The organism is Caballeronia sp. SBC1 (genome assembly GCF_011493005.1).
In the GTDB taxonomy this organism is placed as follows: domain Bacteria; phylum Pseudomonadota; class Gammaproteobacteria; order Burkholderiales; family Burkholderiaceae; genus Caballeronia.
Genome location: NZ_CP049157.1, coordinates 35,469 through 59,620, shown reverse-complemented (window position 1 = coordinate 59,620; position 24,152 = coordinate 35,469). Strand labels below are relative to the sequence as shown.

Sequence of the window (24,152 nt, the reverse complement as noted above, 5' to 3'; positions counted from 1 at the left end):
AGTTTGACTTGGTGTCCCCCAGGAAGACTTCCTCCAACCAGCTCTAATCGTTAATTAGATAAGTCATCCTTATGATATTGCTTTTGTTTGTCCCGATTATTTTATCGCGACAAACCCAGCATCAATTCAGATAGCCCTGCGTTTTTTAATTTCCAGGGACATGTTGGCTGACGAAATCCGCAAACTTGTTTTGCGTCGAGGTCACTTTTTCGACGCACTCGTCATAGGAAGAGCCTTTTGAATTTTCTAGGCCGTACATGCCACGACACTGCGCGTAAAGGGTGATCGTCGCACCGCTGCCTTTCGGAACCCGCGTTGCCGAGAAACTGACACGGCCATTCCGGGTAGGCAAATCGGTATCAATAGCAACCGCGTCGGCGCGTACTACAGCTGTATCGGAGTGCTGCTGCACATAGGCCTGGGTAACCTTCCAAACCGCGTCGCATTGTGGCTGTCCGTCGCATTGAATCGTCGCACGGTGCTGGGCCACATCCAACGAGTTTTCCTTGCGAGAAAAACTCTGCTCACGTTCAGCCTGAGTTTGTGACGTTCCGCAACCAGTGAGTGCGAGGAAGGCGAGCATAGCCGGGAGAATCTGTTTCACTACTTGGGCTCCCAAGATTGGTTCATATGGACTGGAGAAGCATGATTGCGTGCGGATGCTGGTAACAGTACCTGACCAGTCGAGTCCCACGCGATTGTAACGTCGCTCAGGATCGCAGCCGGTCGATGCGAACAAGCATGATATTTCAAATGGTGCAATCTGAGCAGACGAACATATTGCTTGGCGGGTGGGACATTCGCACTGTTACGCGCTGTCATCCAAGGAAAGAAATTGAAAGGGGCCAATAGCTCCGTCGTCGCCCGATCGTTCGCGCGAGGCAAAAGCGCATCGCGACCGCACGAATCGCCTCTATCATTTTCGCCTACCTATCCCGCGCGCCCTTTAATTGCCGTTTGCGATTCACCCGCACATGCGGTCACCGCCTCATAAAAAATATCAATCCAGCTACCTTGCATAAACAGGTAGCGTGTTATATCTTTTACCTATCCACCGAATTCGACCATGACTGAATCGATCCAGGTTCAACTAAAGAAAGGCGCACTCGATCTCTGCGTGCTTGCCCTGTTGGCACGCGGGGAGAGCTACGGCTACGAGATTGCCAGCACGCTCGCCAGCGCAGTGGGAATGGGTGAGGGCACGATCTACCCGCTTATGCGGCGTATGCAAAACGACGGGCTGGTCGCCACGCGTCTGGTCGAATCGAGCAGCGGGCCCTCGCGCAAATACTATCGGCTCACGCCAATGGGCCAAGACGCGCTTGAGGCGCATCGGCGTGACTGGCGGGCGTTCGTAGCCGCAGTCGATCAACTTCTTGGAGCTCAGCCGTGAACAGTGAAGCATTCTTGCGCACTCTGCGCGCCGGGCTCGCCGGCCTGTCCAGGCAGGAGGTCGAGGAGATCATCGCTGACTACGCAGCGCATTTTGCCGAGGCGCGCGCGTCGGGTCGCAGCGAGGAGGAGGTCGCCGAAGCCCTCGGCGACCCCGCGCGGCTCGCCCGGGAACTACGTGCCGAAACAGGCCTGCGGCGTTTTGAAGCCCATCGCAGCATCGCCAATCTCGTCGCGGCCATGCTTGCGCTGGCGGGTCTCGCGGCGGTCGACATTTTGTTTCTCATGCCGCTGCTGCTCGTTGTGGCCGCCGTTGCGCTTGGCATTGGCATCGGCCTCGTGGCCCTCGGCGCTGTTGGAGCGCACATGATATTCGGCGCCGTGTTCTTTGGGCACGGCGGCTCGATCCTGGGCGCAGTGATCCGTTTCATGATCGGCATCGGGCTGATCGCGTGCCTTATCGCCGGTGGCTCGCTGCTCCTGCTGGGGCTCGGCGCGGGCGTGCGGATGCTCGGACACTATGTGCGGCTGCATTACCGCCTGCTCGAACCGGATCAGCCCGATCGGCTCAATCGTCCTAATGAGGACAGGACGCGAGAGCTGGGCGAGGACATTCCCGCGCAAAAATGGAGCTTAAGTAAGAGGCTGGCCGTGGGGGCAGTCGCAGGATTGGCCGTCGCCGTCGCCCTCCTTGCGCTCGGCAGTTCGCTCGCCAGATCGGATTGGGTTGGCGGTGCACCCTGGTGGCGGGATGCGGGATGGCGTTGCGGGCGAACCTGGTTCAACCGGGGGCCTGCAAGCGATAGGATCGCAAGCGGCGCGGATGTCGCGAGCCTGACCGCAACCTCGCCTTCCTCAGTGACATTCCCATTCGACGCGAACAACCGCATAGATATTGATCTGCCTGCCTCTGTCAGCTACCAGCCCGGCCCCAAAGCCGAGGCGACCGTAACAGGAGACCCCTCTGTTATCAGCCACGTGCGCATAGCCGATGGCAAGCTCGGTTTCGATAGCGAAACCGGTTGCGCGCCTCTCGCGCATCTTTCGGTTCGGCTGACGGCCCCGTCGATTACCGCGTGGGGCATCAGAGGTAGCAGCGACCTTGTTCTAACGGATATCGACCAGCAAAACCTGCAATTGCGCATTGCGGGGAGCGGTCGTATTGTCGCGAGTGGTTCGGTGCAGGTTGTCGCGCTCAATGTCGCGGGCTCAGGCGAGGCGCAACTGCAAGACCTCTCAGCGAGATCTGCGGAGATCGTGGTCCATGGCAGCGGCGAAGTGCAGGTCGCGGCGCAAGACAATGCCGATATCGCTATTGCCGGCAGCGGTGTCGTGAAGCTGCACGGCCATCCGGCACAGGTGCATTCGAGGATATCGGGTAGTGGCCGCATAGAGAACACGCCCTAGCAACATCGCCCGCCAGGACCTTCAAGGAGACGCTGATGACCACGATTTTTAGCCGACGCGATTTTCTCAAGCTCACCGGAGCCGCACTGATAGCGAGCCAGATGCAATCGTTCGTCGAAGCCGCCACGTGGGCAACAACGCCATCTGGAGCTTCCGGTTTCGCACCCGATTTGGACGCCCGCTTCGAGGCATTTCGTCCCACCGCCTCTCTGCGAAATCTTCACGGCATTGTGGTGCTGCATGAAGGGAACATAGCGTTTGAGCGCTATTTCACGGGTCTCGATGAAACCCGGGGGGAACAACAGGCCGGGGAAGTCGTGTTCGGTCCCGATACGCAACACGATCTGCGCTCTGTCACCAAGAGCCTGGTGTCGTTGCTCTATGGCATTGCGCTCGCGGACAAGCGCGTCCCGCCGCCCAACCAGTCGCTCCTGGCGCAGTTCCCCGAATACCCGGATCTCGCGCGCGATCCGCAGCGGGCAAGGCTCACTATCGCCAATGCGTTAACCATGACGCTTGGTATGCAATGGAACGAGCATGTTTCCTATATGGATCCCGCCAACAGCGAGACGGCAATGGACGCCGCGCCGGATCGATTCCGATACGTGCTCGAACGGCCGTTTGTTGCCGCGCCGGGCGAAGTATGGATCTACAGCGGTGGCGCCGTAGCGCTGATCGGCCGTCTGATTGAGAAGGGCACCGGGCAGCCGCTCGCGGACTATGCGCGCTCGGTTCTTTTCGAGCCGCTTGGTATCGACAAATCATCATGGGCGAAAGGCACGGATGGTGAGGCCATTGCCGCATCCGGGCTACGTCTGACGCCACGTGAGCTCGCGCGTGTCGGACAACTGGTGCTCGCCCGCGGTCAATGGGAGGGCCGCACGATCGTGCCCACAGCGTGGCTCAACGCGAGCTTCACGCCTGCCGCTACGGTGCGTGACGGGCAGTCATATGGCTACCTGTGGCGGGTTGGCGAAATCGCCTATCCCAGCAAGACGGGAACTCGGGGCGAGCGTTATGTGATGGCTGTCGGTAATGGTGGACAGCTGCTGGCTATCATCCCGGCACGCGAACTCGTGGTGGTTGTCACCGCCGGGAATTACAACGATCCAAACGACTGGCAAGTGCCCGACGCAGTGCTGCGCCGTTTTGTGCTGCCCAACCTCAGGGCGTGAAGTGCGTGTTGGCGCGTGATTCACGTGCGGCGCATTCGCTATACGGGATTTCTCACCGTCACTCTGTTATTTTTTTGCATCGGTTCGCCCGTGTTTTTCGAATAGATCTCTCCATACGGGGATTATCGTTCGTTATCCTGTTGAATGGTAGATCGGTCGAACGTGCCCAGTCGCTGCCCCACAATACGCGATCAGGCACAGTTTTTGCGCGATTCGCTGGTCCGATCAGTTTGCCGCTGTCATGGCCGTTTTCAAGGCACGGTGGGTGTGCATGTACGCTTGAGTCGTCAAAATGACTGGCGAAAGCCGCCACTGTCCATCGCATACGTTCACTGCGTGTAGTATTTGATTTGCACACGGCGGATGACTGCTATGGATGTAGCTTCATCCGCTGTGTGCAATTTCAGCTCGCCTTGCAAGTAGTCCCGGGAGACGACGGAATGCGCGTACTGATCGTCGATGATCACGAGCTGTTCAGAGCCGGATTGGCACTGCTATTGAGAGAGCTCTTTCCGAACATCGAGTTATTGCACGCGAGCACGTTGTCGCAAGGCATGAATCACGCGCTTGGCGAGCTCCTGAATATTGTTTTTCTCGATCTCGACCTTCCCGATGGCCACGGTTGCAACGTGCTTGCCGAATTGAAGGAGTCGCGACCATCGTTACCGGTGATTGTGATATCGGCCGACGAGAGCGTGGAAACCATCAGTCGATGCATCGAACTTCGCGCTATGGGGTACGTACCTAAATCGTCGTCTCCTGAAGCGCTTCATGCAGCAATAAGCGCGGTGCTTGCCGGGGGCGTGTTCCTGCCCGCCGCCTGCATTACGAGGCTCAGGCGTGAAATGGGCACGGATGAGGCTCCGGCAAATGGACCTGAGAAAGCGCGGTCGAGCGATCATTCAGAAATGAGTAACGCGTCCGAGCTGGGACTCACACCCAGAGAGTTCGAGACATTGGCGTGGCTGGTGCGCGGGCTTCCCTCCAAGGCAATTGCCCTGAAAATGGGGCTCGAGGACATTACCGTTCGGAAGTACGTCAGTCATCTGCTCGCGCATTTCAATCTGCGGCGCCGCACGGAACTCATCGTCATGCTCGCGGATAGAGGGATCAAACTCGGTGTACCGCCAGTCACTGATCCCGCACATGACCGAAGCCTGTCAGCTGGTGGGCGGCAACGAAACAACTAACTTCAGCGAGCGTGCTTTCCGGCGCGGAGGACTTCCGCAACAACACGAACGGCTCGGTGAAATCGCGAAGTGCGCGGGGAGATACCAGTTCGCCCGTGATGAACGCGACCGGAAGCACGCCCGCCCATGCGAAATGCCGCCTGATCCGTTCGGCAACCTCGATGCCGGTCTGGCCGTCGCGCAGGCGGATATCGGTGACAATGATGTCAGGTACGCGGCCGTCATCGGCCAGAATCGCTTCAAATCCCGCCATGGACTCGGCGGTATCCACCAGTGCGCCAGCGCTGATAAACAAGCGCCGCAGGCCCTCGAGAACGGTCGGTTCGTCGTCGCACAGCAGGATATATTTGCCCTTAAGGACGGCCGTGCATGCGCCGTCCTTTCTATCGTCCGTCTCAATGACGGGTGTCATTTTGGACATCGGAGCATACAGGGAAAAGCGCGACCCACGCCCTTCGACCGACGAGAAACGCATACTGTGCTTCGGCAGAATTCCGACAACCCTTTGGACGATAGACAGTCCAAGTCCCAGGCCTTTCGAGCGATCGCGCCCAGGGTTGTTAATCTGATAGTACTCGGCGAATATCGCATCCCGATGCACGGGCGAGATACCGACGCCCGTGTCCCATACATCGATGCGAAGCCGCTCTCCAATCAGCGCCCAGCCAACTACGACCCCCCCCACGGAGGTGTTCTTGATCGCATTCGATACAAGATTGGACAATGCCCGCTTGAACAAGGAGCGATCGCTTTCAATGGGCGGCGGGGGACGCTGACGTCCGCTGATTCTCAACTCGATGCCCCGCGACTTCGCCGGTTCAAGGTATTGCTCGAAGACTTCCGTCAACACGGTCTGCGTATCAACTGGCGACAGGCGCAAGATGGTTGAGCCTAGTTCGCTATAGTCCTGAATATCCGTGAACATGTCGAGGATGTCGCGTGCCGTTTCCTCGATGACGTCGAGATCATGGCTTGCGGCGTGTTCACTTTCGAGCTTTATCCGCGCGCTACGGATAAAGAGGTTGATCGCGGCAAGAGGCTGCTGGATGTCGTGATAGGCCGATGAAAAGAACCGCTCCTTCTCTCTAACGAATTCTCGCATCCGTTCATTCTGCTGATTGACAGTCCGGGACGCTGCTTCAACGCGCGCCTTGGCCGCGCGCAACGTCCGCCGGAACACGAATTCGCGTCGGGCAGCGCGTTCAAATTGAATGCAGACGACAATGCCAGCCAGATACATGAGAGACACCGTATTCCCACGGGAAACCCAGGAAACCCAGTGAAACCCCGGCGTGGAAACATTAGCCCGTAGCCAGAGGTAAATGGCAAGACGGAAGCTTACAATGCATAGTCCGACCAACCACGCTGCCGTGATTGCACGAAGTCGGAACGATGTGAATATCAGGAAAGTAAGAAGAAAAAATTCGGGAAAAAGTGCCTCGAAGACCCGGGTCGCCGGGTAAACGTTCATCAAGCACAATTGGGCGAACCAACAACTCAGTATTGCTACACAAAGTATTCTGACGGCCCGGCGTTCATCAAAGGCGCGCGGTCCCCACATCAACCATACCGGCACCGCCATGCACACGGCACCTGCAAGCCGCACGAGGACAATGTGAAAGAGGGTGCTGGGATCAAGCGTGTTCAGCAACCACCAATCACGGCAAAAAAACGCGATCCATATCAGTATGAGGCTGACGCCGGCGAGCCTGCGTTGATCTGCGTAGCGACGCGCATAGTCTGAACGGAACGCACGCTCCATTGCCGCCGACCTGAACTTGCGTACTACGAAACCTGACGATCTCATAAGGCTGCTCGATCGAGAAAGCCGTCGTGGGCGGATGGACATCCTTCTATTTGAGGTCGGTCGCGCCAGTCACGGATCCCGCACGTGACCGAACTCTGTCGGCTGCCGGTCGGCAATGAGCCGGCTAACTTCAGCGAGCGTGCTCTCCGGCGGGGAGGACTTCCGCAACAGCACGAACGGCTCTGCGAAATCGCGAAGTGCATGAGGAGAGACCAGTTCGCCCGTGATGAACGCGACGGGAAGCACGCCTACCCATGCGAAATGCCGCCTGACCCGTTTGGCAACCTCGATGCCGGTCTGCCCGTCGCGCAGGCGAATATCGGTGACAATGATGTCGGGTACGCGACCCTCCTCAGCCAGTATTGCTTCAATGCCGGTCATCGACTCGGTGCTATCCACCAATGCACCAGCACTCGAGAACAACCGGCGCAGGCCCTCGAGAACGGTCGGTTCGTCGTCGCACAGCAGGACATATCTGTCCTTGAGGACGGACGTGGATGCGTCGCTCTTTTGAGCGGCCGCTTCGACGACTGGCGTCATTTTGGACAGCGGAGCGTACAGGGAAAAGCGCGACCCGCGCCCTTCGACTGACCAAAAACTCATGCTGTGCTTCGGCAGAATCCCAATAACCCGGTGGACGATAGACAGCCCGAGGCCCAGGCCTTTCGAGCGATCGCGACCTGGGTTGTCGATCTGATAGTACTCGGCGAATATCGCATCCCGATGCACCGGCGAGATACCGACACCCGTGTCCCGTACATCGATGCGAAGCTGTTCCCCGATCTGTACCCAGCCGACGACGACACCTCCCACGCAGGTGTTCTTGATCGCATTCGATACAAGATTGGACAATGCCCGCTTGAACAAGGAGCGATCGCTTTCAATGGGCGGCGGGGCGCGCTGACGCCTGCTGATTCTCAATCCGATGCCCCGCGACTTCGCCGGCTCAAGGTACTGCTCGAAGACCTCCGTTAGCACGGCCTGCGTATCAACCGGCGCCATGCGCGGGATGTAAGATCCTAGCTCGCTATAGTCCTGAACGTCCTTGAACATGTCGAGGATGTCGCGTGCCGTTTCCTCGATGACGTCGAGATCATGGCTTGCGGCGTGTTCACCCTCGAGCTTTATCCGCGCGCTACGGATAAAGAGGTTGATCGCGGCAAGAGGCTGCTGGATGTCGTGGTAGGCCGATGAAAAGAACCGCTCCTTCTCTCTAACGAATTCTCGCATCCGTTCATTCTGCTGATTGACAGTCCGGGACGCTGCTTCAACGCGCGCCTTGGCCGCGCGCAACGTCCGCCGGAACACGAATTCGCGCCGGGCAGCGCGTTCAAATTGAATGCAGACGACAATGCCAGCGAGAGACATCACAAACACCATGGCCCCACGGGTGACCCAGTGAGACCCCGGCGTGGAACCATTACCCCAGATGTCATTGCACAGTTCTACAAGATGGTAGGTTACAACGCAAAGTCCGACTAACCATGCTGCCGTGATTGCGCGAAGTCGGAACAACGTGAATATAAGAAAAAGGACAACAAAAAAGCCGGGGAAAATCTCCTGTCCGATCCGGGCCGGTGGATAGACATACACCAACCCCAGCAGGGCGAACCAGCAGCTTAGCGTCACTACACAAAGTAACCTGACGGCCCAGCGTTCATCGAATGCGCGTGGTCCCCACATCAACCATACTGGCACAGCCATACCCACAGCTCCCGCAAGTCGCACTAAGCCAACGTGGAAGAGGGTGCCGGGATCAAGCGTGTTCAGCAGCCACCCATCACGGGCAGTAACCACGATCCATATCAGTATGAGGCTGGCGCCGGCCAGTCTGCGTTGGCCCGCATAGCGACGCGCATAGTCCATACGGAACGCTCGCTCCATTGCCGCCGGCCTGAACTTTCGTACTACGAAACCTGGTGATCGCATAAGGCCGCTCGATCAGGAAAGCCGCCGTGGGCGGATCGTGCGCGACATCGAGAGGCTTTATCGGCGCACCACGGGTTAGACAGGTCCCCACCGAATGTGTCTAACGGAGTAAGACGGCAAATTCCCGCGAAAGCGGCGCCGGTGGTCATGGGTGCACAACGCCCTCGTGCGTAGCCACAGTGCGATAGAAACAGAATAACAGGTCGCGATTCTTGCCATCAGCCACAAATGTATCAGCAGCGTGATGTGTCCTTGTGCCTGCAGCGGGACGGTTTGGCAAGGCGCTAGGTCATGGAAGGCGACTACCTGATACGTCGCCCGGATTCGCCAACGGGAGTGCATACATCTTTCATCTGCGTTATTTGTCCGTCGCCTACGCATGTGCGTGGCGACGGCCCGTCGTCCGACCAAGAATGACTATGACAGCAACGCTGCAAGGCATCCGTCAAGCGCACAGGGATCTGGCTGGCCGTCGCCCGAGCGGAACCAGCCTTGATTCGTGCGAAGACTGCTGTCGGTCGGCGGACGATGCACAGGCCGATCTCTTAAACTCCAAAGGAGAACGCTCATGAAACTTCATCAATCGATCGCCGCCTGTCTTGCCCTGATGGCTGGAGTCGCAGCAGACGGATGCTTCGCCCAATCAGCGACCAATCAGAACGAGTCGGTAGCGGTTGGCAGCTCACCGCAGGATCCATCGGTCGTGGCTCCGGCTGTCACACCGGCACCCCCCGTTTCCCTTGGAAAAACGCGGGCGCAAGTGATACGCGAGCTCGAAGATTTTCAGAATAGCGACCAGGCAGCGCAGATGCGTGAGCTTTATCGAGGAGGTAGCTAGCGAGGCAACTAGCGACGCAGCGCGGGCAAGAAGGGCAGGAGGTCTTTCTCGAACGGAGTGCGTGGTCTCACGAATGGAGGTAACGCCCTCTGAGTTCGACACACCCGTGGCCCACTTCGTCATGTTTGTCCTGCTCGCGCGGCGCGCTGGGCCGCTTCGATTATTCGCTAATGGAATCTACAGGGAGCTCGGCGTCGCTGCCGGCCGCGGAGTCTCGCCGGGGGCGGCGAACAGCTCTTACCGTTCCGCTGCTTGCGCTGCCGCAGAAGAACTGCTCGCCGCCATCGGACTCGAGCCCCGACACGAATGCTCCAGGCGGCATCTCAAGGCTCTCCAGGATCTCGCCCGTTTGCGAATCGACACGCCTAAGCTCGCTAGCGTCATTTTCCCAAGTGCCGTGCCAGAGCTCTCCGTCAACCCAGGTGACACCGGTGACGAAGCGGTTGGACTCGATAACGCGAAGAATCGCCCCCGTTTGAGGATCGACTTGGTGAATTTTCCGGCTCCGATACTGCCCCACCCAGAGCGTCCCTTCGGCCCACGTGAGGCCCGAATTACCGCCGCCGTCAGGCGCGGGGATCGTGGCTAGCACCTGGCCGGTTATCGGATCGATCTTCTGGATGCGATCCCCGGCGATCTGGAACAGGTGCTGGCCATCGAAGGCGGTTCCTGCATCGGCGGCGACATCAAGCCATCGCAGCGGATTCCCGCTTGCCGGATCGAAGGCGTTCAGTTTGTCTCCGGATCCGAACCACACGTGCTGACCGTCATACGTGACCCCATGTACGCTATCGATCCCCGGAAAGGGCCCATATTCACGAATGATTTCGGCAGCTGATCGTTTCATGATGTCATCCTAGTCACTGGTTAGTGAGGTGGGGAGTAACAAGCTCGTCGCGAATCCCGGCACGGACGGTGTCATCCAGCGACGAGCTCGCCCGCGACCAAACGACTGCACTTTACCTGTTGCCGCAAGCGAGTCGAGCGAGCGCTGCACGGTGCGCTGGCTGGCTCCAAGCACAAGCGCGAGAGCCGAGCTCGTCCACGACTCGCCATCGGCAAGAAAGACTAGCACCGCCGCATGTTTGTCTTCAACGGGCCGCGCCAGCACGACGACCTCGCGTGCGTCACGCGGCACTAGCGCAAATCCTCGCTTCGTCGCGCTCACGCCGGCCAGCGTGCCAAGCACCGTGCGCAGCCGCCCGATTTCAACGCGCAAGCGCACGCGATGCGATTCATCGGCGTGCTTCGCCCGGAATGCCCGCGCGACGAGGGTGTCCCTCGGCACGTCTTCGGGCCACGCTTCGCCCAGCGCGCGCGCGAGCGCGAACAACACCGGTCGCCTCGCGAGCGAGACTACCGTTCCCGCGTCCTGTACGACCTGACGGCATGCGTCCACGACGAGCGCCTTAGACGCGAGTAATGCTTCGACACCCTCAAGCAGGAGAAGTCGCTCCTCGCCACCCGCAATCAGTCGCGCGGCCGGCGTATTCAGGACTAGGGACGCGCTTTCGACCTCCGCGATAAGCGCAGGAATACCCGCATGGTGCGCGGCACGTTCGGCCCGGGCAAGCGCAGCACGCGCTGTCTGTGTCTGGAGGCGCCGAATCGCGATGCCTGCCACGACCAGCTCGTGGGCGGCACTCAACGCGGGCGGGAAGGGCATGGGGTCAAGCCCGGCGAGCGTCCGCTCGGCCTCATCGAGACGGCCGATCAAGAGGAGGCGGCGGACCTCGAGATACCGCGCATGCGCGGCGTTCACGCGGTCGCCGTGTGCTTCGAGTGTCGCCCGCGCTGCGTCGAGCGTCTTCGCGGGCCAGTTCAGGTCTCTTGAGGCGAGCGCGATCTCAGCTTCGGCGACGACACACCTCGCGCGGGCCACGGCTTCTTTCGGACCGAACGCGCGCGCGGCACTTCGCATGAGAGCCTTTGCTCGAACAAGGTCGCCAAGCTGCGCCATCGCGATGCCTCGAAGCGCGAGTGCGGGCGCGTCGTCGCGCAGGGCGATCCGGTTCAGCGCGCCGAGAGGGTCGCCCGCGGCGAGCGCATGCGCCGCGACCGCAATTAGTGGGTCCATGCTCTATTCGAATCCCGCCACACTTGTCACTCCCATCGTTCGATGCCCGGTACTAATCTATCACCAACCCGCATGTCGGATCGTGAGTTGGGCGAACGACGGAGAACACCTAACGGAGGCAAGGATGATGACGAAACACCTGACCGGGACACGTGAAGAATGGTTGGCAGCACGGCTCGAGTTGCTCAAGGCGGAGAAGGAGCACACACGGCGCGGGGACGATCTGGCGCGGCAACGTCAAGCGTTGCCGTGGGTTCGCGTCGACAAGGACTACCGGTTCGAGACCCATGAAGGGAGCGCCTCGCTGGCAGACCTCTTCCGTGGGCGCTCCCAGCTCCTCGTCTATCACTTCATGTTCGGGCCCGACTACACGGCGGGATGCCCGTCCTGCTCGTCGATCGCGGACGGTTTCGAAGGTGTCGTGGTGCACCTTGCGAACCACGACGTGACGCTTTCGGCTGTGTCTCGGGCGCCGCTCGCGAAGTTGCAGACGTACCAGCGTCGGATGGGGTGGACGTTTCCCTGGGCGTCCTCGTTCGGCAGCGACTTCAACTTCGACTTCAACATCTCGCTCACCGAACAGCAACAACGTGACGGGACGGTCGAATACAACTACGTTCGCGAGGCACCTGTCGTCGACATACCCTCGCGTACGACACCCGACGGAGTCTCCACGTTCGCGGCCATGTCTGGAACCGACACCGCTACGTATGCACGCGAGAGACCTGGCGTCAGTGCGTTCGTGCTTGAGGACGGCGTCATCTATCACACGTATTCCTCCTACTCGCGCGGCGTGGACGGCCTCTGGGGCATGTACCAGTGGCTCGACCGAGCGCCCAAGGGGCGAAACGAGACAGGTGTCTGGTGGAAACGTCACGACGAGTACGGCAAGCGCTGAACCACGTGATGGGTCTCGTTTGCGAAAAAGGAGGCAAAGATGCCGCAAAGCATGGTTTCCGAACGAGTTTCCCAGCGAGCCTTCTTCGGCGTCTCGGCGCTGCTTTTCGCCGCCAGCGCGGCGGTGACGATCGTCTGGTGCGCGTCCATGTCGGCAATGGGCGAGATGCCGATGCCCGGCGGCTGGACGATGTCGATGGCGTGGATGCGGATGTGCGGACAGACGTGGGCCGGCACCGCGGCGTCGTTCGTCGGCATGTGGGTCGCGATGATGGTAGCGATGATGTTGCCATCCCTCGCGCCCATGCTGTGGCGCTACCGTCAGGCCGTTGGCAGGACAGGCGGTACAAGTGGCACAGGACTGGATCGGCTGACCGCGTTGGTGGGCGTTGGGTACTTCATGGTGTGGGCCGTGTTTGGAATGGCCGCCTTCGCGCTGGGCAGCGCGCTGGCGGCGCTCGAGATGCAGTTTCCAGGGCTCGCGCGCACGGTTCCGATCGCGTCTGGCGCGATCGTCCTGATCGCTGGCGCGCTTCAGTTCACGGCTTGGAAAGCGCATCACCTTGCCTGCTGCCGGGCTACGACGGGGTATGGCTGTGTGTTGCAGATGCAGGTATTGCAGGCAGACGCAGGCACCGCCTGGCGACATGGCCTACGTCTTGGTCTTCACTGCTGCACTTGCTGCGCCGGCCTGACGGCGGTCCTTCTCGTGATTGGCGTCATGGATCTGCGCGTGATGGCCGCCGTGACGGCAGCGATCACCGTCGAACGTCTCGCACCGGGTGGCGAGCGCTTGGCGAGAGCTATTGGAGCCGTCGTCGTCGTGGCGGGGTTGGTGCTGATCGTGCGAGCAATGGGGCTTGGATGAAGCGTTAAGCTTTCGCTTACACCCCCACGGCAAGCTCAGCAAAACTGATCACTTTCGCGCTGCAAGCCTGGGTAAATTCCACGTCATAACTCGAAAAGAAAACCGTCCGGTTTTCGCCCAACTCCTTGAACAAATCAATCAGAACAGCGCGCGCGGGGGCATCGAGGCCAGCGGCTGGCTCATCTGCTATAACGACCTTCACATCACCCAGCGCCGCCGCCGTCAGGAAAACTTTCTTTCGAGTACCGAACGACATTTGCTCGAAACGCTTCTCCAGATGTGGCGTCAAGCCAAAGCGGTCGGCCAAGTCGAGCGTCGGGCTGTTGACAGCTGTTTTTCTGTTCGATGCCACTAGCTCCAGATACTCGCGACCGGTCTGCAGCGAGTACGGCATGCAGTCATCCGGCACGTACGCAAGCAGGGACTTTGCCTCGAGCGGGGCGCTACGCAGCGAGTGTCCGTCTATCCACACCTCGCCCTGATCAGGTTCGATCTCACCGGCGACGATACCAAGCAAGGTGGATTTGCCGCTGCCGGTTTCATCGTTCAGCGCCACGCATCCAGCGCCGGCGCTATAACGCAGTCCCTGGAAGATAATGCGCTCGTCGTAACGTTTGCAGAGGTTCTCGAATCGAAGCATGGGTTACAGACTTTGTCAGAAGGAGAGTGGCCGCGCGACTTTAGCAGATACCGGTTGGCATCGTGCCGGGCGGCAAGAATTGTGCGGAAATTGACACTGCGGCAAGTGTAGCAGCGCACGCAGGCGCGCTTGGACGGACAAGCCGGTGGGCCTGTGAATCACACGCGCTGGCGACTCACAATCGGGTAAGTTAGAGCCGGGCATTCAACGCTCTATTCGAATATGAAAGTCGTTAGGACTCGGATGTTAACTAACAGGTCCATTGAACGTGCTTGGCACAACCAATCGCCGTGTCTGGCTGTCCTGCATCAGGTCACCCGGGCCTTTTGACCTCATTCATTCGTATCGTCCCTCTGTCAGCCCAAAGCGATTCAAATCTGGAAAGCCCGTAATCCTCCGATTAAACCGTGTGGCGAACGAGCCCTGTTGGGAGGCATACAAAAATAGCGATTTTGGCGGATATCGGCTATGAATTGGCGCATCCAATCTTACGTCTGAGCGCGTAGCTTATTTACGGGGGAGCCGCATTTCGTTCGCGGTCCTTTTTATGCTGCGTCTATACATGCTACTCACCCATTGCCGAGTGAAAGTCGCTCAGATGTTACCCGCGTGTTGGGATGCGCATTTCAAGCTACGGGATAGACTTTATGATGAGCAACCCCAAGAGGACACTCCTCGCGGGCCTCGTTCTCGGTGCACTGGTAATCGGTGCATCTGTGATGCGGTCAGACGAGGACAAAATACCGGCGGCGCAATCAGGCTCGGATCGCGATGGCACCTCCATGTCCGGCGAACTGGACAATGGTTCGGGCGAACTCCAGAGATCAAACCCGGCCTCTGCAAGTAATCATTCCGACGATATCTCCCACATTCTTCAGGCGATTAGGGACAGCCTGAAACGTAATGATCTTGCGTCCGCCAAGGTATTGCTGGGGGCGGTGCAAACGCTTCACAAGGACGACAGCCGCGCGTTGACACTCCAGAAAGAGTTGCAGGCGCGCGAGGAAAAAGTTGACACCGTGCCTCAGGTTGCGCCGCCTGACAACCCGCAGAACACAGCCAAGCCGGCTCAGTCCAGAACGCGTTTTCCTGCGAGAACCGAACATTCGCATGAGAGCGCATTCTCCGTTCGCGAACATACGATCAGTACGTCTCGTCGCCTGCGGATCATGGGTGATCCTCGGATCAAAGCCGCATCCAACGGCGGTGTACATGCCGAGGCAGCAAGTCCGGCCCTGGGCATCGGGAGGACAGATTCGAGTTTGCCAGGGGGAGTGCCTGCTGTGGCGCCAACCGTAGCCAGCACGCCGCCACGGCCCGCGCTGATACGCCCAACGCCGCCGATGGAAGAAGCGCTTCCGCCAGTCCAGCCTCTCCCGCCAAAGCCGCTTCCAGTGCAATCCGATCAAGCTCCAAAGACCCGTGCACAAGTGCGCGCCGAACTCGATCGCGCTCGTACGGACGGGTCGTTGCCGCGTTTTGGCAACCCCGATCCTGCCGGACCGGGTGGCTTGCCGAGCAGTACCAAGACGGAAATTGACCGCTGGTAACCGAGCCGTGCGGCGACCCGTTCACGCTGCGTTTAGTCTTTTTTGACGGGTCCTGGCGATCTATTAATGCGCCATTGACTGGTCCTTGCCTAGTCTTAAATACAAAGACCAATCAATCTGTCAGGAGACAAATCATGGACCTGCTTTTCATCGGCGCAATCATCGCCTTCTGCGCAATTTCGTTCGGTATGGCAATTGGCTGCGACAAGCTGCGCCGCACGTCGCATCATCGTGAGTAGATGGGGTGGCGCATTTGCAGATAACCAGTGCCATCGAGCGTCTTGCCCGATGGCGTCATCTACATCTATGCAGAGGAATCCGCAACACGGCCGTCAGCAACAGCCGCCGCGACCTGACGTATCGAGCCGCATTCCGTGCAGACCACGATAAGGCGGCGCCTCCGGTGAACTCCATCCATCGAGCATCTGGGGTTGAAGCCGATATACCTCGACACCGAGCGGCCGGCAAACTTCGAGCGGATCGCGCGCGTCGGGACCCCACATTGGCAAGGACAAATCTCCACCAGGACAGGTGGACAACGCGCACAGCAGATCGATTTCCGCGAAGAACTCCAGGTAGTCGCCTTTCTTCGCCGGGCACGCCTTCATGAAATACTGATCGTTCAGATTGAGCCCGGTGCACTGGAACACGTTCAGTACGTCATGCACATCGAATTCGGTGAGGCCGTACGGTGCGATCGCGCGTGTCAGGTTCGAATGGCAATGGAAATCGAAATCTTCGCCGGTCAGCATCCGGTTCACATACGGATCGCATCGCGTGCCCAGCAGGTCGTGAACGCGACCGCCATGTTCATCGACTCCGTAGTTGGCCAGGCTGTCGTCGGTGATTGTCACGAGCGGACGGAGATAGGGCAGGGTCGACCACAGTCGGTCGAATGTGCTGACATGGGCCTGCTGCAACTGGCGTGTACGTGATGCCCAGAAGCGCTCGCGCGGATTATGCTGATTCCAGATGTTGAGGTCCGCGACCTGCGGGCCTTCTATGGTCACGATCCGGAACACATGTCCGGCCGGCACCTTCCACGCATAGCCGGAGCGGATCGGCACAACCGCCGAATCCACCAGCGTGCGCGTTTCATGCGCGGAGGCAACGCGCGTATAAAAGTCCCGGTTGACTTCGAGTGCGGAACCCTCGGTTACCTGATAAGCGGCAGGATAGTTCAACATGGTCTTAGATCTCCTGAATGAATCGATGCAAGGCACCAGGCCTCGCTCGAGAAAGGGGCCCCGGAAAGAAGCGGTTCAGAGAAGGTCGATCAGCGCTTCTTCCGAACGGTCCAGGTAGTCGGAAAGTTTCTTGCTCGCTCGCTTGTGTTCTCCGGCCACGATCAGGTCGTAGAGTTCCCGGTCGCGCTCGATCCACGGCAACTGGAAACGCCGCTCGTCGGGAGCGGCGGAGAACAGCAAACGCAACTGCGCGAGAATCGTGCGGAAGAATTGATCGAGCAACGCGCTGCCGATCATCTCTACAACGTGCTGATGAAAACGAAGGCTATGCGTGCCCACGCTTCGCCAGTCTTCTTGCGACGCGGCTTGCGCAGCGGCATCGCACGCGGCGGCCATGACGTGCAGCACAGCCGGGTCAGTCTTTCCCGGCAGCGCAAGCGCCTGCAGTTCCAGCGTGCGTCGAACCCGGAAAATGTCGCGCACGTCAGTGCGTGTAAGTGCGCGCACCACCACGCCGCGATGCCGGTAGTGCACCGCCAAACCTTCACGGCAAACCTGCCGCAGCCCCTCGCGAAGCGTATTGCGCGAGACGTCGTACGCCTTCGTGAGGTCGGCTTCGGTGAGCGGCGTGCCCGGAGCCAGGTCACCACAGATGATCCTGTCGCGAATCTGCGTGACAATGCGTTCGGTCACGGACTCTTCTTCAATGTGCTCGGTCACGGTCTTGTACTTGGCGACGGCGGGAGGACGGACATGGCAGCGGACTGGGTCATGCGAGCTGGAGGGCCTGCAGAACCAGCGGCATCAGACCCGCGAGGCCGCCAATCAGAATGCGGCACGGCGAGAAGGACGGGCGATATGCATGCATGGACGTTCCCCTTTCTGTGGAAAGGTTCGTTCTTGATAATTCAAATTGTTGAACAATTTAAGTAATGTTGTTCAACAAAATAAAGATGTCAATACTTTGTGAAACGTCGAACCGAGGGTGTCTGCGGTGGCCTGGGAAGTACTCGCGAGAGCAAAGAATCGCGCATTCAACGCTCACTGGGGATCGTAACGATTGCGACGAATTTTGACGAAAACTCTTGCTTAGGACGTGCCGGGTATCTGACAGCGGGCGGCTTTTGCCGTGCGTGGAAGGGGCCGGTCGGGATTTGCGCGATGACGGAGTAGACAGTCATTCCCTTTGTAACGGGATCAGTGATCGTGCGGATTTGGGCGCCTTGGCGGGGAAGACGCGGGAGGGTGGTTTGCGCCACGAAGGGGCTATGCTTACCCCCTCGGAAGTCGTACGCGTGGTCGGGGATCTCGCGCTGAACGGCAGGCATTCGAGCTGCTTCTGCCCCGGGGATATGGACAATACCGAGAAACGTAGAGACGAGGCAACAGTGCCCGTACCGTCGTGGCAATGCTTCCGTTTCCTTGTGGATTCGGCCGACGTGTTCATGCTGTGTCGGCCGGGCGGTTGTAGCGCAGAGCGCGGGGCAAAGGCTGCGGACCCGCCGCCAACCATCTGCCCCAACGCACTCCTATCCGGCAACCTTCTCGCCGTCCGAAACAGGTGCCTTCTCGACAACTGCTGCGTTCTCCGCAACCGCTGCCTTTTCAGGTGCCGCCGCCTTCGAAGCGACTCTGGCCAGTCGGCCTTCTTCCAGCTTCGTTGCGCGGACGCCGTCTTCAGGCGATACCCGGCCGGCTTCCTCACCCGCTAGATCAACCCGCAGCGCGCCTTCAACCATCGACGTCCAGTAACGGCTGCCGCGGCACCAGATCTTGATCGCGGCGCGCAACTCCGTCTCGGTCAGCGCCAACTCCGCAGCGTGCGCGAGAAGATCTTCGAAAATTCCGATCTTCAGCGGCACCTTCGGCGATGGGTTCTTCGGGAACGCCTTAGGAAACCGCTTTTGCAGCTTCCCAATAGTCAACACCACGGGGTCCACGGGTTTCGACCTGACCGCGACAGGAGCAGCAGGCCGGGCCGCTGGCCGAGGGGGGCGCGGCGGCCTGGCGACGGGCTTCGAGACCGGAGCAGAGGGCTGAGAAGCGGGCTGCGAAGCCGGCTTAGACGCGGGCTTAGAAGCATGCTTATGCGCAGGCTTCGCCACGGGCTTGGACTGCGCCCGTTTCGCCTGTTGCTCTTTCTCGAGTTGTTGTTTCAATACAGCGAGCTGTTCAAAGCCCATAGCACATGACCAGGCAAGTAAAACATCAATTCTAGCAGCCCGCCGCGCCCGGCGTTCGGCAGCCGGGGCGGGCGGGGCAATTCCTCAGGCAATTGCGATACCTGTCGACGCCGGCAACCGCCCGAAAGCAGCCGCCAAACACCGATAAATAGCGGGGCGCATCTATTGGCATCCACATTCCAGGAAGGCTGTCAAAGCCCTCCAACCAAGCCCCGCAAACGTCAGCCGCCGTGCAACTATAGCAATCGCCGCAATCGCTCAGAGTGAGATTTCAGTTCCAAGCCGGGCGAGGAACTGGCCCAGCCATTGCGGATGAGCGGGCCACGCCGGAGCCGTTATGAAATTGCCGTCGGTGACTGCGCTGTCCACTTCAATATCCGCGTAGTCGGCGCCGGCCAACTGGACTTCCGGCGCGCAAGCGGGGTACGCGGAAATCCGCTTGCCGCGTATTACGTCGGCTGCTGCCAGCAACTGCGCGCCATGACAGACCGCGGCAATCGGTTTTTCGGCGGCAGCGAACTGCCGTACGATTTCGATCACCCGTTTGTTCAGTCGCAGGTATTCTGGCGCACGGCCACCGGCGATCATCAGCGCGTCGTAATGGGTGACATCGACGTCATCGAAATTCGCGTTAAGCGCGAACAGATGACCCGGTTTTTCGGTGTAAGTCTGGTCGCCCTCGAAGTCGTGAATCGCGGTCTTGATCTTGTCTCCGCTTTTCTTTCCAGGGCACACGGCATGGACCGTATGGCCGACCATCTGCAGCGCCTGGAAAGGCACCATCGTTTCATAATCTTCCGCGAAATCGCCGGTCAGAAATAAGATCTTCTTGGCTGCCATCTTGTTCTCCTGTCAAAGAAAATCACGCGCGAATGCGGCCCGGCCGAACCGGAACCACTCGATTTATCTTAACTTGTCTTCATGGCAAAACGGGGATGCTTTGCCGCCTGCCGATTAAATCCTGATTGAGCATCAAGCCGAGGCGAGGGTTTTCTTTAGCGTATTTTTCGCCTAAGGCCAGCCGTTTTTGCTAACGTGCTGAACCTTCACCGGACCGCACTACAACCCCGCGGCCGGGGCTCGTCAAACATGATTCCTGCAGTTCCTCCCTGACATCCGACCCGCATGACCGATCCGCTGATTCCCGCCACGCTTGCGTTCCGCCCCAATGGGTCGCCGTATTCGCCAGAATACGGCGATATCTATCACAGCATCGTGGGCAGTCTTGCCCAGTCGCACCATGTATTTTTGCAGGGCAATGGCTTGCCTGGACGATGGCAAGGGCGTCAAGCGTTCACCGTGCTTGAAACCGGTTTTGGCATGGGCATCAATTTCCTGACGACGTGGGCCGCGTGGCGCGCCGATCCGGCGCGCAGCGAACGGCTGCATTTTGTATCCATCGAAAAGCACCCGTTTTCGACAGACGATCTGCGTCGGGCCTATGCGGTGACCGTGGACGATGAAGGGGTCCTTGCGCTAGCCGACACGCTCGCCGCGGCCTGGCCGGCGCTGGAACCCGGCACGCATCGGCTTGATTTCGACGATGGCAGCGTCACGCTGACGCTCATATTCGGCGACGCGGTGGAGGTCCTGCCCGCACTGCGATTGCGCGCGGATGCGTTTTATCTCGATGGTTTTGCGCCGGCGAAAAATCCTGAACTCTGGACGCCCGCGATCTTCAATTCACTCGCCGCCCTGGCAGGTGACGACACGACATTTTCCACCTACACCAGCGCTGGCGATGTGAAACGCGCGCTGTTGCAAGCCGGTTTTGAATATCGGAAAGTGGCAGGCTTTGGCTGGAAACGCGCGATGCTCGTGGGCCGTATTGCGTCACGCTAAGACGCGGGTGGAGAGCCGTACAAGGCGTGCGCATTGCGAGTGAAATCGCATTGCGCACGGTTTTGTCCCGCGCCCAGATCGCCAGCATAGGGCGCTCCGGCCTGTGTTTGGCACACGAACGATCTGCTACCGGCGCGGCTGTTCCGATGGTCCTCGCGACAGGCAGGAACTAGTCCAAGTCAAGACCCGACGGTGTTTCTGCCTCACGCATGTTGTAGGCGGACAAGATCCGGTACAGGGTCACACGGGACACACCGAGTTCGCGCGCCGCATCGCCTACGCGCCCGCGATTCCTCAGCAGGGCCATTTCAATCGCCTGCCGTTCTCCCACTTCACGCGCCTGCGCAAGCGACATGGGCACGGATTCTGCAAACTCGCCGAGTTCGAGATCATGCGCGCCGATCAACCGGCCTTCGGCCATCACGATCGCGCGCCGCACGCGGTTGATCAGCTCTCGCACATTACCGGGCCAGCCATAGTTATGGATCGCGGCGATAGCGTCAGGGGCGAAACCGCGTATACGCCGGCTAGCGTCTTTCTCGAATCGATCCAGCATGTGCCGGGCCAGCAATTCAATGTCCTTGCCACGCGAGCGCAACGGCGGCTCCTCGATCTGCAGCACGCACAAGCGGTGGTAAAGGTCGGAGCGAAACCGGCCTTCAACCATGGCCGTCTGCATGTCGACGTGCGTGGCCGAGACAATGCGCACATCAACGGCCGTGGACTCATGGCCGCCCAGGCGCTCGATCTTGCGCTCCTGAAGGAAACGCAACAGGCTCGCCTGACTTTCCAGCGGCAAGTCACCTATCTCATCGAGGAACAGCGTGCCGCCGTTCGCCGCTTCAACGCGCCCGATCTTGCGCTGGTTCGCACCGGTGAATGCGCCGCGTTCATAACCGAATAATTCGGACTGCAAAAGATGCGCGGGAATGGCCCCACAGTTGATGGCGACAAACGGCTCGTTGCGACGCACCGAGCGCGCGTGAATGGCCACCGCCGTCAGCTCCTTACCCGTTCCCGATTCGCCGGAGATAAACACGGGCGCGTCGGTCATGGCCACTTTGCGGATCGCGCGAAAGAGAGCAAGCATGGCGTCGCATGAGCCGATCATGTCACCTTCGGCATTGTTGTCGCTCTTCACATTGACGGGGTCGCGTGCCCCTCCGCCATGCAAGGCGGCGATTCCGTAAGCATGGCCCAGCGCGTTCAAAATGCGCTCGCCCGACGCGGGGAGCGTTACATAATCAAAGCAAAAATCCCGGACGAGACGCCGGATTGTTGAGTCTTCAAGTTGCGCCGGCGACAAGAGCGCTAACCAACCGACTGATTTTACCGATAGCCAGGTTTCGGCCAACCGCAGATTGGCAAGAACATTTCGCGCCGAGAAATCGAGTAAGCCGCCGCTAGGCTTCGACGAAAAATTTCCCGGCTCACGGTCCAGTTCCAGGGATTTGACTGTCCAGCCGCGCGTATCCAGGAGCGAGCGAAGTTCGAGCGTCAAAGGATCGCCTACATAAAACAGATGTCTGGGAAGCGATGGAGAATCAGCCATGAAAGTCATACCGGTTAGTTATAGCGAACACCGCTATCAAGACGCTGCGGGGTCAGCACATTTTGGGCACGTGGCGATAAGTTGCAGTTGCCGCCCTCACGAAAACTGCACGCGCTTTAGTTATATCGACTCAGTACGCGGAAACTTGAACGAATTGAAGGTTGATCGGTTGTCCTGGTCATGCCATAAAGCCCCGTTTTGAAGTTCGCATTCCATCTTCCGGTGAGCATCAAGTAAGAACCAGGTAACAAGCGTCTTGTCCTCACCCGCCGGCGTCTTTTGCGGCAATAAGCCTTTATAGCTCTTGATGGCACATGTTATCTGCGCATGTGGCCGGTCCGTTTGTTTTTTGGCGCCATTACTAATTATTTCACGTTATTTGACGTTCGCCCATTACGGGTATCGACCAAGCTCGATTGTTATAAGAACGCAACACGTCCAGCGAGTTCGAATCAGGCGTTCGTTATCGGGCCTCGTGATCCGCAATGGAGGCAAATACTAATTTAGGACGAAAACGGCGCTTTAGCTTGATTATTTGTATGAACATATAAAAGCCCAGGCGCAGCGGGGCCTGGACTTACATCCGGTCTATCGGGTTATCCCCAGAGTCACCCTCAAGTCATCCCCCAGGTCAGCCCAACACGAGCCCTGAGCCTTTGAGGGCATCGCGAATTCCAAGGGCGGGATAGGCTTGGTCGACAGTGCGCATGTCCGCACGCGTCTCCTCGACAATCCAGTCGCGGATCGCTTCGACCACCGGACGCATCGGCCGGCTTTCTGGCGATACCAGACAACACCGCCTGCTGGTCACGAGCAACTCCTGCTCGGCCGGCAGCAACGCGCCTTCCGCCAACCAGTGCGAGACAACGTTGAGCCAGCCAAGCGCGATTCCTTGCCCGAGCAGCGCGGCTTGCACAACGATGGCGTAGTCGTTGAAGCTCAGCATGCTGGCCGCACGCCGCTTGTGTTGGCCAAACGCGCTGAAGCGGTCATGCCAGCCACGCTCGCCATCGTCCATGACGATCACGGTGTCTCCATGCGTGCCGGCCTCGTCCAGCAGCGCCTGCTCGTGATACCGGCGGTTGCACACCGGCAGCAGCACTTCAGGCATCACCAGCACGCTGTTCGCGCCTATCTCGTCCTGCGTCATGAAGCGCATGCCAAGATCGACGTCAACAAGCGGTCCGCCAATGCGCCCGGAAATCAGTTGAAAGCGCAGGTCGACGGAAGGAAATGCCTGGTTGAGCCGGTTCATGCGTGGCATCAGCCAATGCGTGGTGAATGCAGTCGATACCGATAACGTCACCGACTCCACCCCGGTCGCGCGCGCCTCGATCTCGCGGATCGCACCTTCAATCCCGCTAAAACCCTCGGATATCTTCCGGTAGAGAATCCGGCCGTTCTCCGTCAGCTCGATGCCGCCGCGCACGCGCTCGAACAAACGCACGCCCAGATGATCTTCCATGCGCGCCAGCATCCGGCTGACGGCGGGCTGGCTCACGTATAGCTCCTGCGCCGCGCGAGTAAAGTTACCGCAGCGGGCGGCGGCTTCAAAGACAAACAGCGCATTCGCGCTCGGCAGTTTCTTGCGTAGATTAGGCATGACCTCATGTTATGC

22 protein-coding genes and 1 pseudogene are annotated in these 24,152 nt (G+C 59.4%); 10 read left to right on the top strand and 13 right to left on the bottom strand.

Annotated features, from left to right (window positions below; translation table 11 throughout):
- Positions 1-145: 145 nt before the first annotated feature.
- Positions 146-604 (bottom strand): hypothetical protein, encoded by a 459-nt coding sequence (locus SBC1_RS18205; protein WP_241202168.1) that lies wholly within the window; start codon positions 602-604, stop codon positions 146-148.
- Positions 605-1,066: 462 nt separating this feature from the next.
- On the opposite strand from SBC1_RS18205, the gene SBC1_RS18200 reads away from it, so the two are divergent.
- The 4 genes from SBC1_RS18200 to SBC1_RS18185 all read left to right on the top strand — a co-directional run bounded on the left by SBC1_RS18200 (position 1,067) and on the right by SBC1_RS18185 (position 5,164).
- Positions 1,067-1,393 (top strand): PadR family transcriptional regulator, encoded by a 327-nt coding sequence (locus SBC1_RS18200; RefSeq protein WP_165100094.1) that lies wholly within the window; start codon positions 1,067-1,069, stop codon positions 1,391-1,393.
- Positions 1,390-2,799: a GIN domain-containing protein gene (locus tag SBC1_RS40610; protein ID WP_165100099.1), complete on the top strand. Its 1,410-nt coding sequence runs from the start codon at positions 1,390-1,392 to the stop codon at positions 2,797-2,799. The genes SBC1_RS18200 and SBC1_RS40610 overlap by 4 nt, the downstream gene beginning before the upstream one ends.
- 35 nt (positions 2,800-2,834) lie before the next feature.
- Entirely contained in the window at positions 2,835-3,974 is a 1,140-nt protein-coding gene (locus SBC1_RS18190) for a serine hydrolase (RefSeq protein ID WP_241202169.1), read from the top strand.
- A 440-nt stretch (positions 3,975-4,414) separates the two neighbouring features.
- Positions 4,415-5,164, top strand: coding sequence for a response regulator transcription factor (locus SBC1_RS18185; RefSeq protein ID WP_165100104.1), 750 nt, complete (start codon positions 4,415-4,417; stop codon positions 5,162-5,164).
- Here SBC1_RS18185 and SBC1_RS18180 read toward each other — a convergent pair.
- Together SBC1_RS18180 and SBC1_RS18175 are read right to left on the bottom strand one after the other, a co-directional pair.
- On the bottom strand, positions 5,106-6,404 hold the full coding sequence (locus tag SBC1_RS18180) for a hybrid sensor histidine kinase/response regulator (protein WP_165100107.1): 1,299 nt from the start codon (positions 6,402-6,404) through the stop codon (positions 5,106-5,108). The two genes, SBC1_RS18185 and SBC1_RS18180, sit on opposite strands and share 59 nt — an antisense overlap.
- 636 nt (positions 6,405-7,040) lie before the next feature.
- On the bottom strand, positions 7,041-8,837 hold the full coding sequence (locus tag SBC1_RS18175) for a hybrid sensor histidine kinase/response regulator (RefSeq protein ID WP_165100110.1): 1,797 nt from the start codon (positions 8,835-8,837) through the stop codon (positions 7,041-7,043).
- Between the two features lie 631 nt (positions 8,838-9,468).
- Between SBC1_RS18175 and SBC1_RS18170 the strand changes: the two genes are divergently transcribed.
- Positions 9,469-9,738 (top strand): hypothetical protein, encoded by a 270-nt coding sequence (locus tag SBC1_RS18170; RefSeq protein WP_165100113.1) that lies wholly within the window; start codon positions 9,469-9,471, stop codon positions 9,736-9,738.
- Between the two features lie 160 nt (positions 9,739-9,898).
- Here SBC1_RS18170 and SBC1_RS18165 read toward each other — a convergent pair whose 3' ends face one another.
- Both SBC1_RS18165 and SBC1_RS18160 read right to left on the bottom strand, forming a co-directional pair.
- Positions 9,899-10,585, bottom strand: a complete 687-nt coding sequence (locus SBC1_RS18165; protein ID WP_165100118.1) for a glutaminyl-peptide cyclotransferase — start codon at positions 10,583-10,585, stop codon at positions 9,899-9,901.
- Positions 10,586-10,594: 9 nt separating this feature from the next.
- Positions 10,595-11,815, bottom strand: coding sequence for a helix-turn-helix domain-containing protein (locus tag SBC1_RS18160; protein ID WP_165100121.1), 1,221 nt, complete (start codon positions 11,813-11,815; stop codon positions 10,595-10,597).
- A 127-nt stretch (positions 11,816-11,942) separates the two neighbouring features.
- Between SBC1_RS18160 and SBC1_RS18155 the strand changes: the two genes are divergently transcribed.
- Positions 11,943-12,713 carry a DUF899 domain-containing protein gene (locus tag SBC1_RS18155; protein WP_206366122.1) on the top strand — a complete coding sequence of 257 codons (771 nt, stop codon included), beginning with the start codon at positions 11,943-11,945 and terminating at the stop codon, positions 12,711-12,713.
- Here the strand turns inward: SBC1_RS18155 and SBC1_RS39925 are convergent.
- Positions 12,689-12,970, bottom strand: coding sequence for a hypothetical protein (locus SBC1_RS39925; protein WP_241202293.1), 282 nt, complete (start codon positions 12,968-12,970; stop codon positions 12,689-12,691). The two genes, SBC1_RS18155 and SBC1_RS39925, sit on opposite strands and share 25 nt — an antisense overlap.
- Between SBC1_RS39925 and SBC1_RS18150 the strand changes: the two genes are divergently transcribed.
- On the top strand, positions 12,861-13,580 hold the full coding sequence (locus SBC1_RS18150) for a DUF2182 domain-containing protein (RefSeq protein WP_241202280.1): 720 nt from the start codon (positions 12,861-12,863) through the stop codon (positions 13,578-13,580). The genes SBC1_RS39925 and SBC1_RS18150 overlap by 110 nt on opposite strands.
- 16 nt (positions 13,581-13,596) lie before the next feature.
- Here the strand turns inward: SBC1_RS18150 and SBC1_RS18145 are convergent, their stop codons facing one another.
- Positions 13,597-14,220 carry an ABC transporter ATP-binding protein gene (locus SBC1_RS18145; RefSeq protein WP_165100137.1) on the bottom strand — a complete coding sequence of 208 codons (624 nt, stop codon included), beginning with the start codon at positions 14,218-14,220 and terminating at the stop codon, positions 13,597-13,599.
- A 617-nt stretch (positions 14,221-14,837) separates the two neighbouring features.
- Here SBC1_RS18145 and SBC1_RS18140 point away from each other — a divergent pair.
- Both SBC1_RS18140 and SBC1_RS39635 read left to right on the top strand, forming a co-directional pair.
- Positions 14,838-15,770 (top strand): DUF4148 domain-containing protein, encoded by a 933-nt coding sequence (locus SBC1_RS18140; protein WP_165100140.1) that lies wholly within the window; start codon positions 14,838-14,840, stop codon positions 15,768-15,770.
- Positions 15,771-15,904: 134 nt separating this feature from the next.
- Positions 15,905-16,009, top strand: a complete 105-nt coding sequence (locus tag SBC1_RS39635; protein ID WP_206366085.1) for a potassium ABC transporter ATPase — start codon at positions 15,905-15,907, stop codon at positions 16,007-16,009.
- Positions 16,010-16,102: 93 nt separating this feature from the next.
- Here SBC1_RS39635 and SBC1_RS18135 read toward each other — a convergent pair whose 3' ends face one another.
- The 4 genes from SBC1_RS18135 to SBC1_RS18120 all read right to left on the bottom strand — a co-directional run bounded on the left by SBC1_RS18135 (position 16,103) and on the right by SBC1_RS18120 (position 19,980).
- Complete coding sequence (locus tag SBC1_RS18135; RefSeq protein ID WP_165100146.1) at positions 16,103-16,957, bottom strand: DUF1989 domain-containing protein; 855 nt, start codon at positions 16,955-16,957, stop codon at positions 16,103-16,105.
- A 75-nt stretch (positions 16,958-17,032) separates the two neighbouring features.
- On the bottom strand, positions 17,033-17,677 hold the full coding sequence (locus SBC1_RS18130) for a GntR family transcriptional regulator (protein ID WP_241202170.1): 645 nt from the start codon (positions 17,675-17,677) through the stop codon (positions 17,033-17,035).
- Positions 17,678-18,486: 809 nt separating this feature from the next.
- Entirely contained in the window at positions 18,487-18,885 is a 399-nt protein-coding gene (locus SBC1_RS39920) for a ProQ/FinO family protein (protein WP_241202171.1), read from the bottom strand.
- Positions 18,886-19,398: 513 nt separating this feature from the next.
- On the bottom strand, positions 19,399-19,980 hold the full coding sequence (locus tag SBC1_RS18120) for a DJ-1/PfpI family protein (RefSeq protein ID WP_165100158.1): 582 nt from the start codon (positions 19,978-19,980) through the stop codon (positions 19,399-19,401).
- A 285-nt stretch (positions 19,981-20,265) separates the two neighbouring features.
- Here SBC1_RS18120 and mnmD point away from each other — a divergent pair.
- Positions 20,266-20,979 (top strand): annotated as a pseudogene (gene mnmD / locus SBC1_RS18115) (tRNA (5-methylaminomethyl-2-thiouridine)(34)-methyltransferase MnmD); the annotation flags it as partial.
- A 172-nt stretch (positions 20,980-21,151) separates the two neighbouring features.
- On the opposite strand, the gene SBC1_RS18110 reads toward mnmD, so the two are convergent.
- On the bottom strand, positions 21,152-22,534 hold the full coding sequence (locus SBC1_RS18110; RefSeq protein ID WP_165100167.1) for a sigma-54 dependent transcriptional regulator: 1,383 nt from the start codon (positions 22,532-22,534) through the stop codon (positions 21,152-21,154).
- Between the two features lie 631 nt (positions 22,535-23,165).
- Entirely contained in the window at positions 23,166-24,137 is a 972-nt protein-coding gene (locus tag SBC1_RS18105) for a LysR family transcriptional regulator (protein ID WP_165100170.1), read from the bottom strand.
- Positions 24,138-24,152 lie beyond the last annotated feature (15 nt).

Coding starts and splice junctions, on each gene's coding strand:
- SBC1_RS18160 (WP_165100121.1), bottom strand. CDS start 11,815: ATGGACCCACTAATTGCGGTCGCGGCGCATGCGCTCGCCGCGGGCGAC.
- SBC1_RS39925 (WP_241202293.1), bottom strand. CDS start 12,970: ATGCCGACGAACGACGCCGCGGTGCCGGCCCACGTCTGTCCGCACATC.
- SBC1_RS18165 (WP_165100118.1), bottom strand. CDS start 10,585: ATGAAACGATCAGCTGCCGAAATCATTCGTGAATATGGGCCCTTTCCG.
- SBC1_RS18150 (WP_241202280.1), top strand. CDS start 12,861: ATGTCGGCAATGGGCGAGATGCCGATGCCCGGCGGCTGGACGATGTCG.
- SBC1_RS39635 (WP_206366085.1), top strand. CDS start 15,905: ATGGACCTGCTTTTCATCGGCGCAATCATCGCCTTCTGCGCAATTTCG.
- SBC1_RS18185 (WP_165100104.1), top strand. CDS start 4,415: ATGCGCGTACTGATCGTCGATGATCACGAGCTGTTCAGAGCCGGATTG.
- SBC1_RS18120 (WP_165100158.1), bottom strand. CDS start 19,980: ATGGCAGCCAAGAAGATCTTATTTCTGACCGGCGATTTCGCGGAAGAT.
- SBC1_RS18110 (WP_165100167.1), bottom strand. CDS start 22,534: ATGGCTGATTCTCCATCGCTTCCCAGACATCTGTTTTATGTAGGCGAT.
- SBC1_RS18140 (WP_165100140.1), top strand. CDS start 14,838: ATGCGCATTTCAAGCTACGGGATAGACTTTATGATGAGCAACCCCAAG.
- SBC1_RS18200 (WP_165100094.1), top strand. CDS start 1,067: ATGACTGAATCGATCCAGGTTCAACTAAAGAAAGGCGCACTCGATCTC.
- SBC1_RS18190 (WP_241202169.1), top strand. CDS start 2,835: ATGACCACGATTTTTAGCCGACGCGATTTTCTCAAGCTCACCGGAGCC.
- SBC1_RS18105 (WP_165100170.1), bottom strand. CDS start 24,137: ATGCCTAATCTACGCAAGAAACTGCCGAGCGCGAATGCGCTGTTTGTC.
- SBC1_RS18145 (WP_165100137.1), bottom strand. CDS start 14,220: ATGCTTCGATTCGAGAACCTCTGCAAACGTTACGACGAGCGCATTATC.
- SBC1_RS18170 (WP_165100113.1), top strand. CDS start 9,469: ATGAAACTTCATCAATCGATCGCCGCCTGTCTTGCCCTGATGGCTGGA.
- SBC1_RS18155 (WP_206366122.1), top strand. CDS start 11,943: ATGACGAAACACCTGACCGGGACACGTGAAGAATGGTTGGCAGCACGG.
- SBC1_RS18135 (WP_165100146.1), bottom strand. CDS start 16,957: ATGTTGAACTATCCTGCCGCTTATCAGGTAACCGAGGGTTCCGCACTC.
- SBC1_RS18180 (WP_165100107.1), bottom strand. CDS start 6,404: ATGTATCTGGCTGGCATTGTCGTCTGCATTCAATTTGAACGCGCTGCC.
- SBC1_RS18175 (WP_165100110.1), bottom strand. CDS start 8,837: ATGGACTATGCGCGTCGCTATGCGGGCCAACGCAGACTGGCCGGCGCC.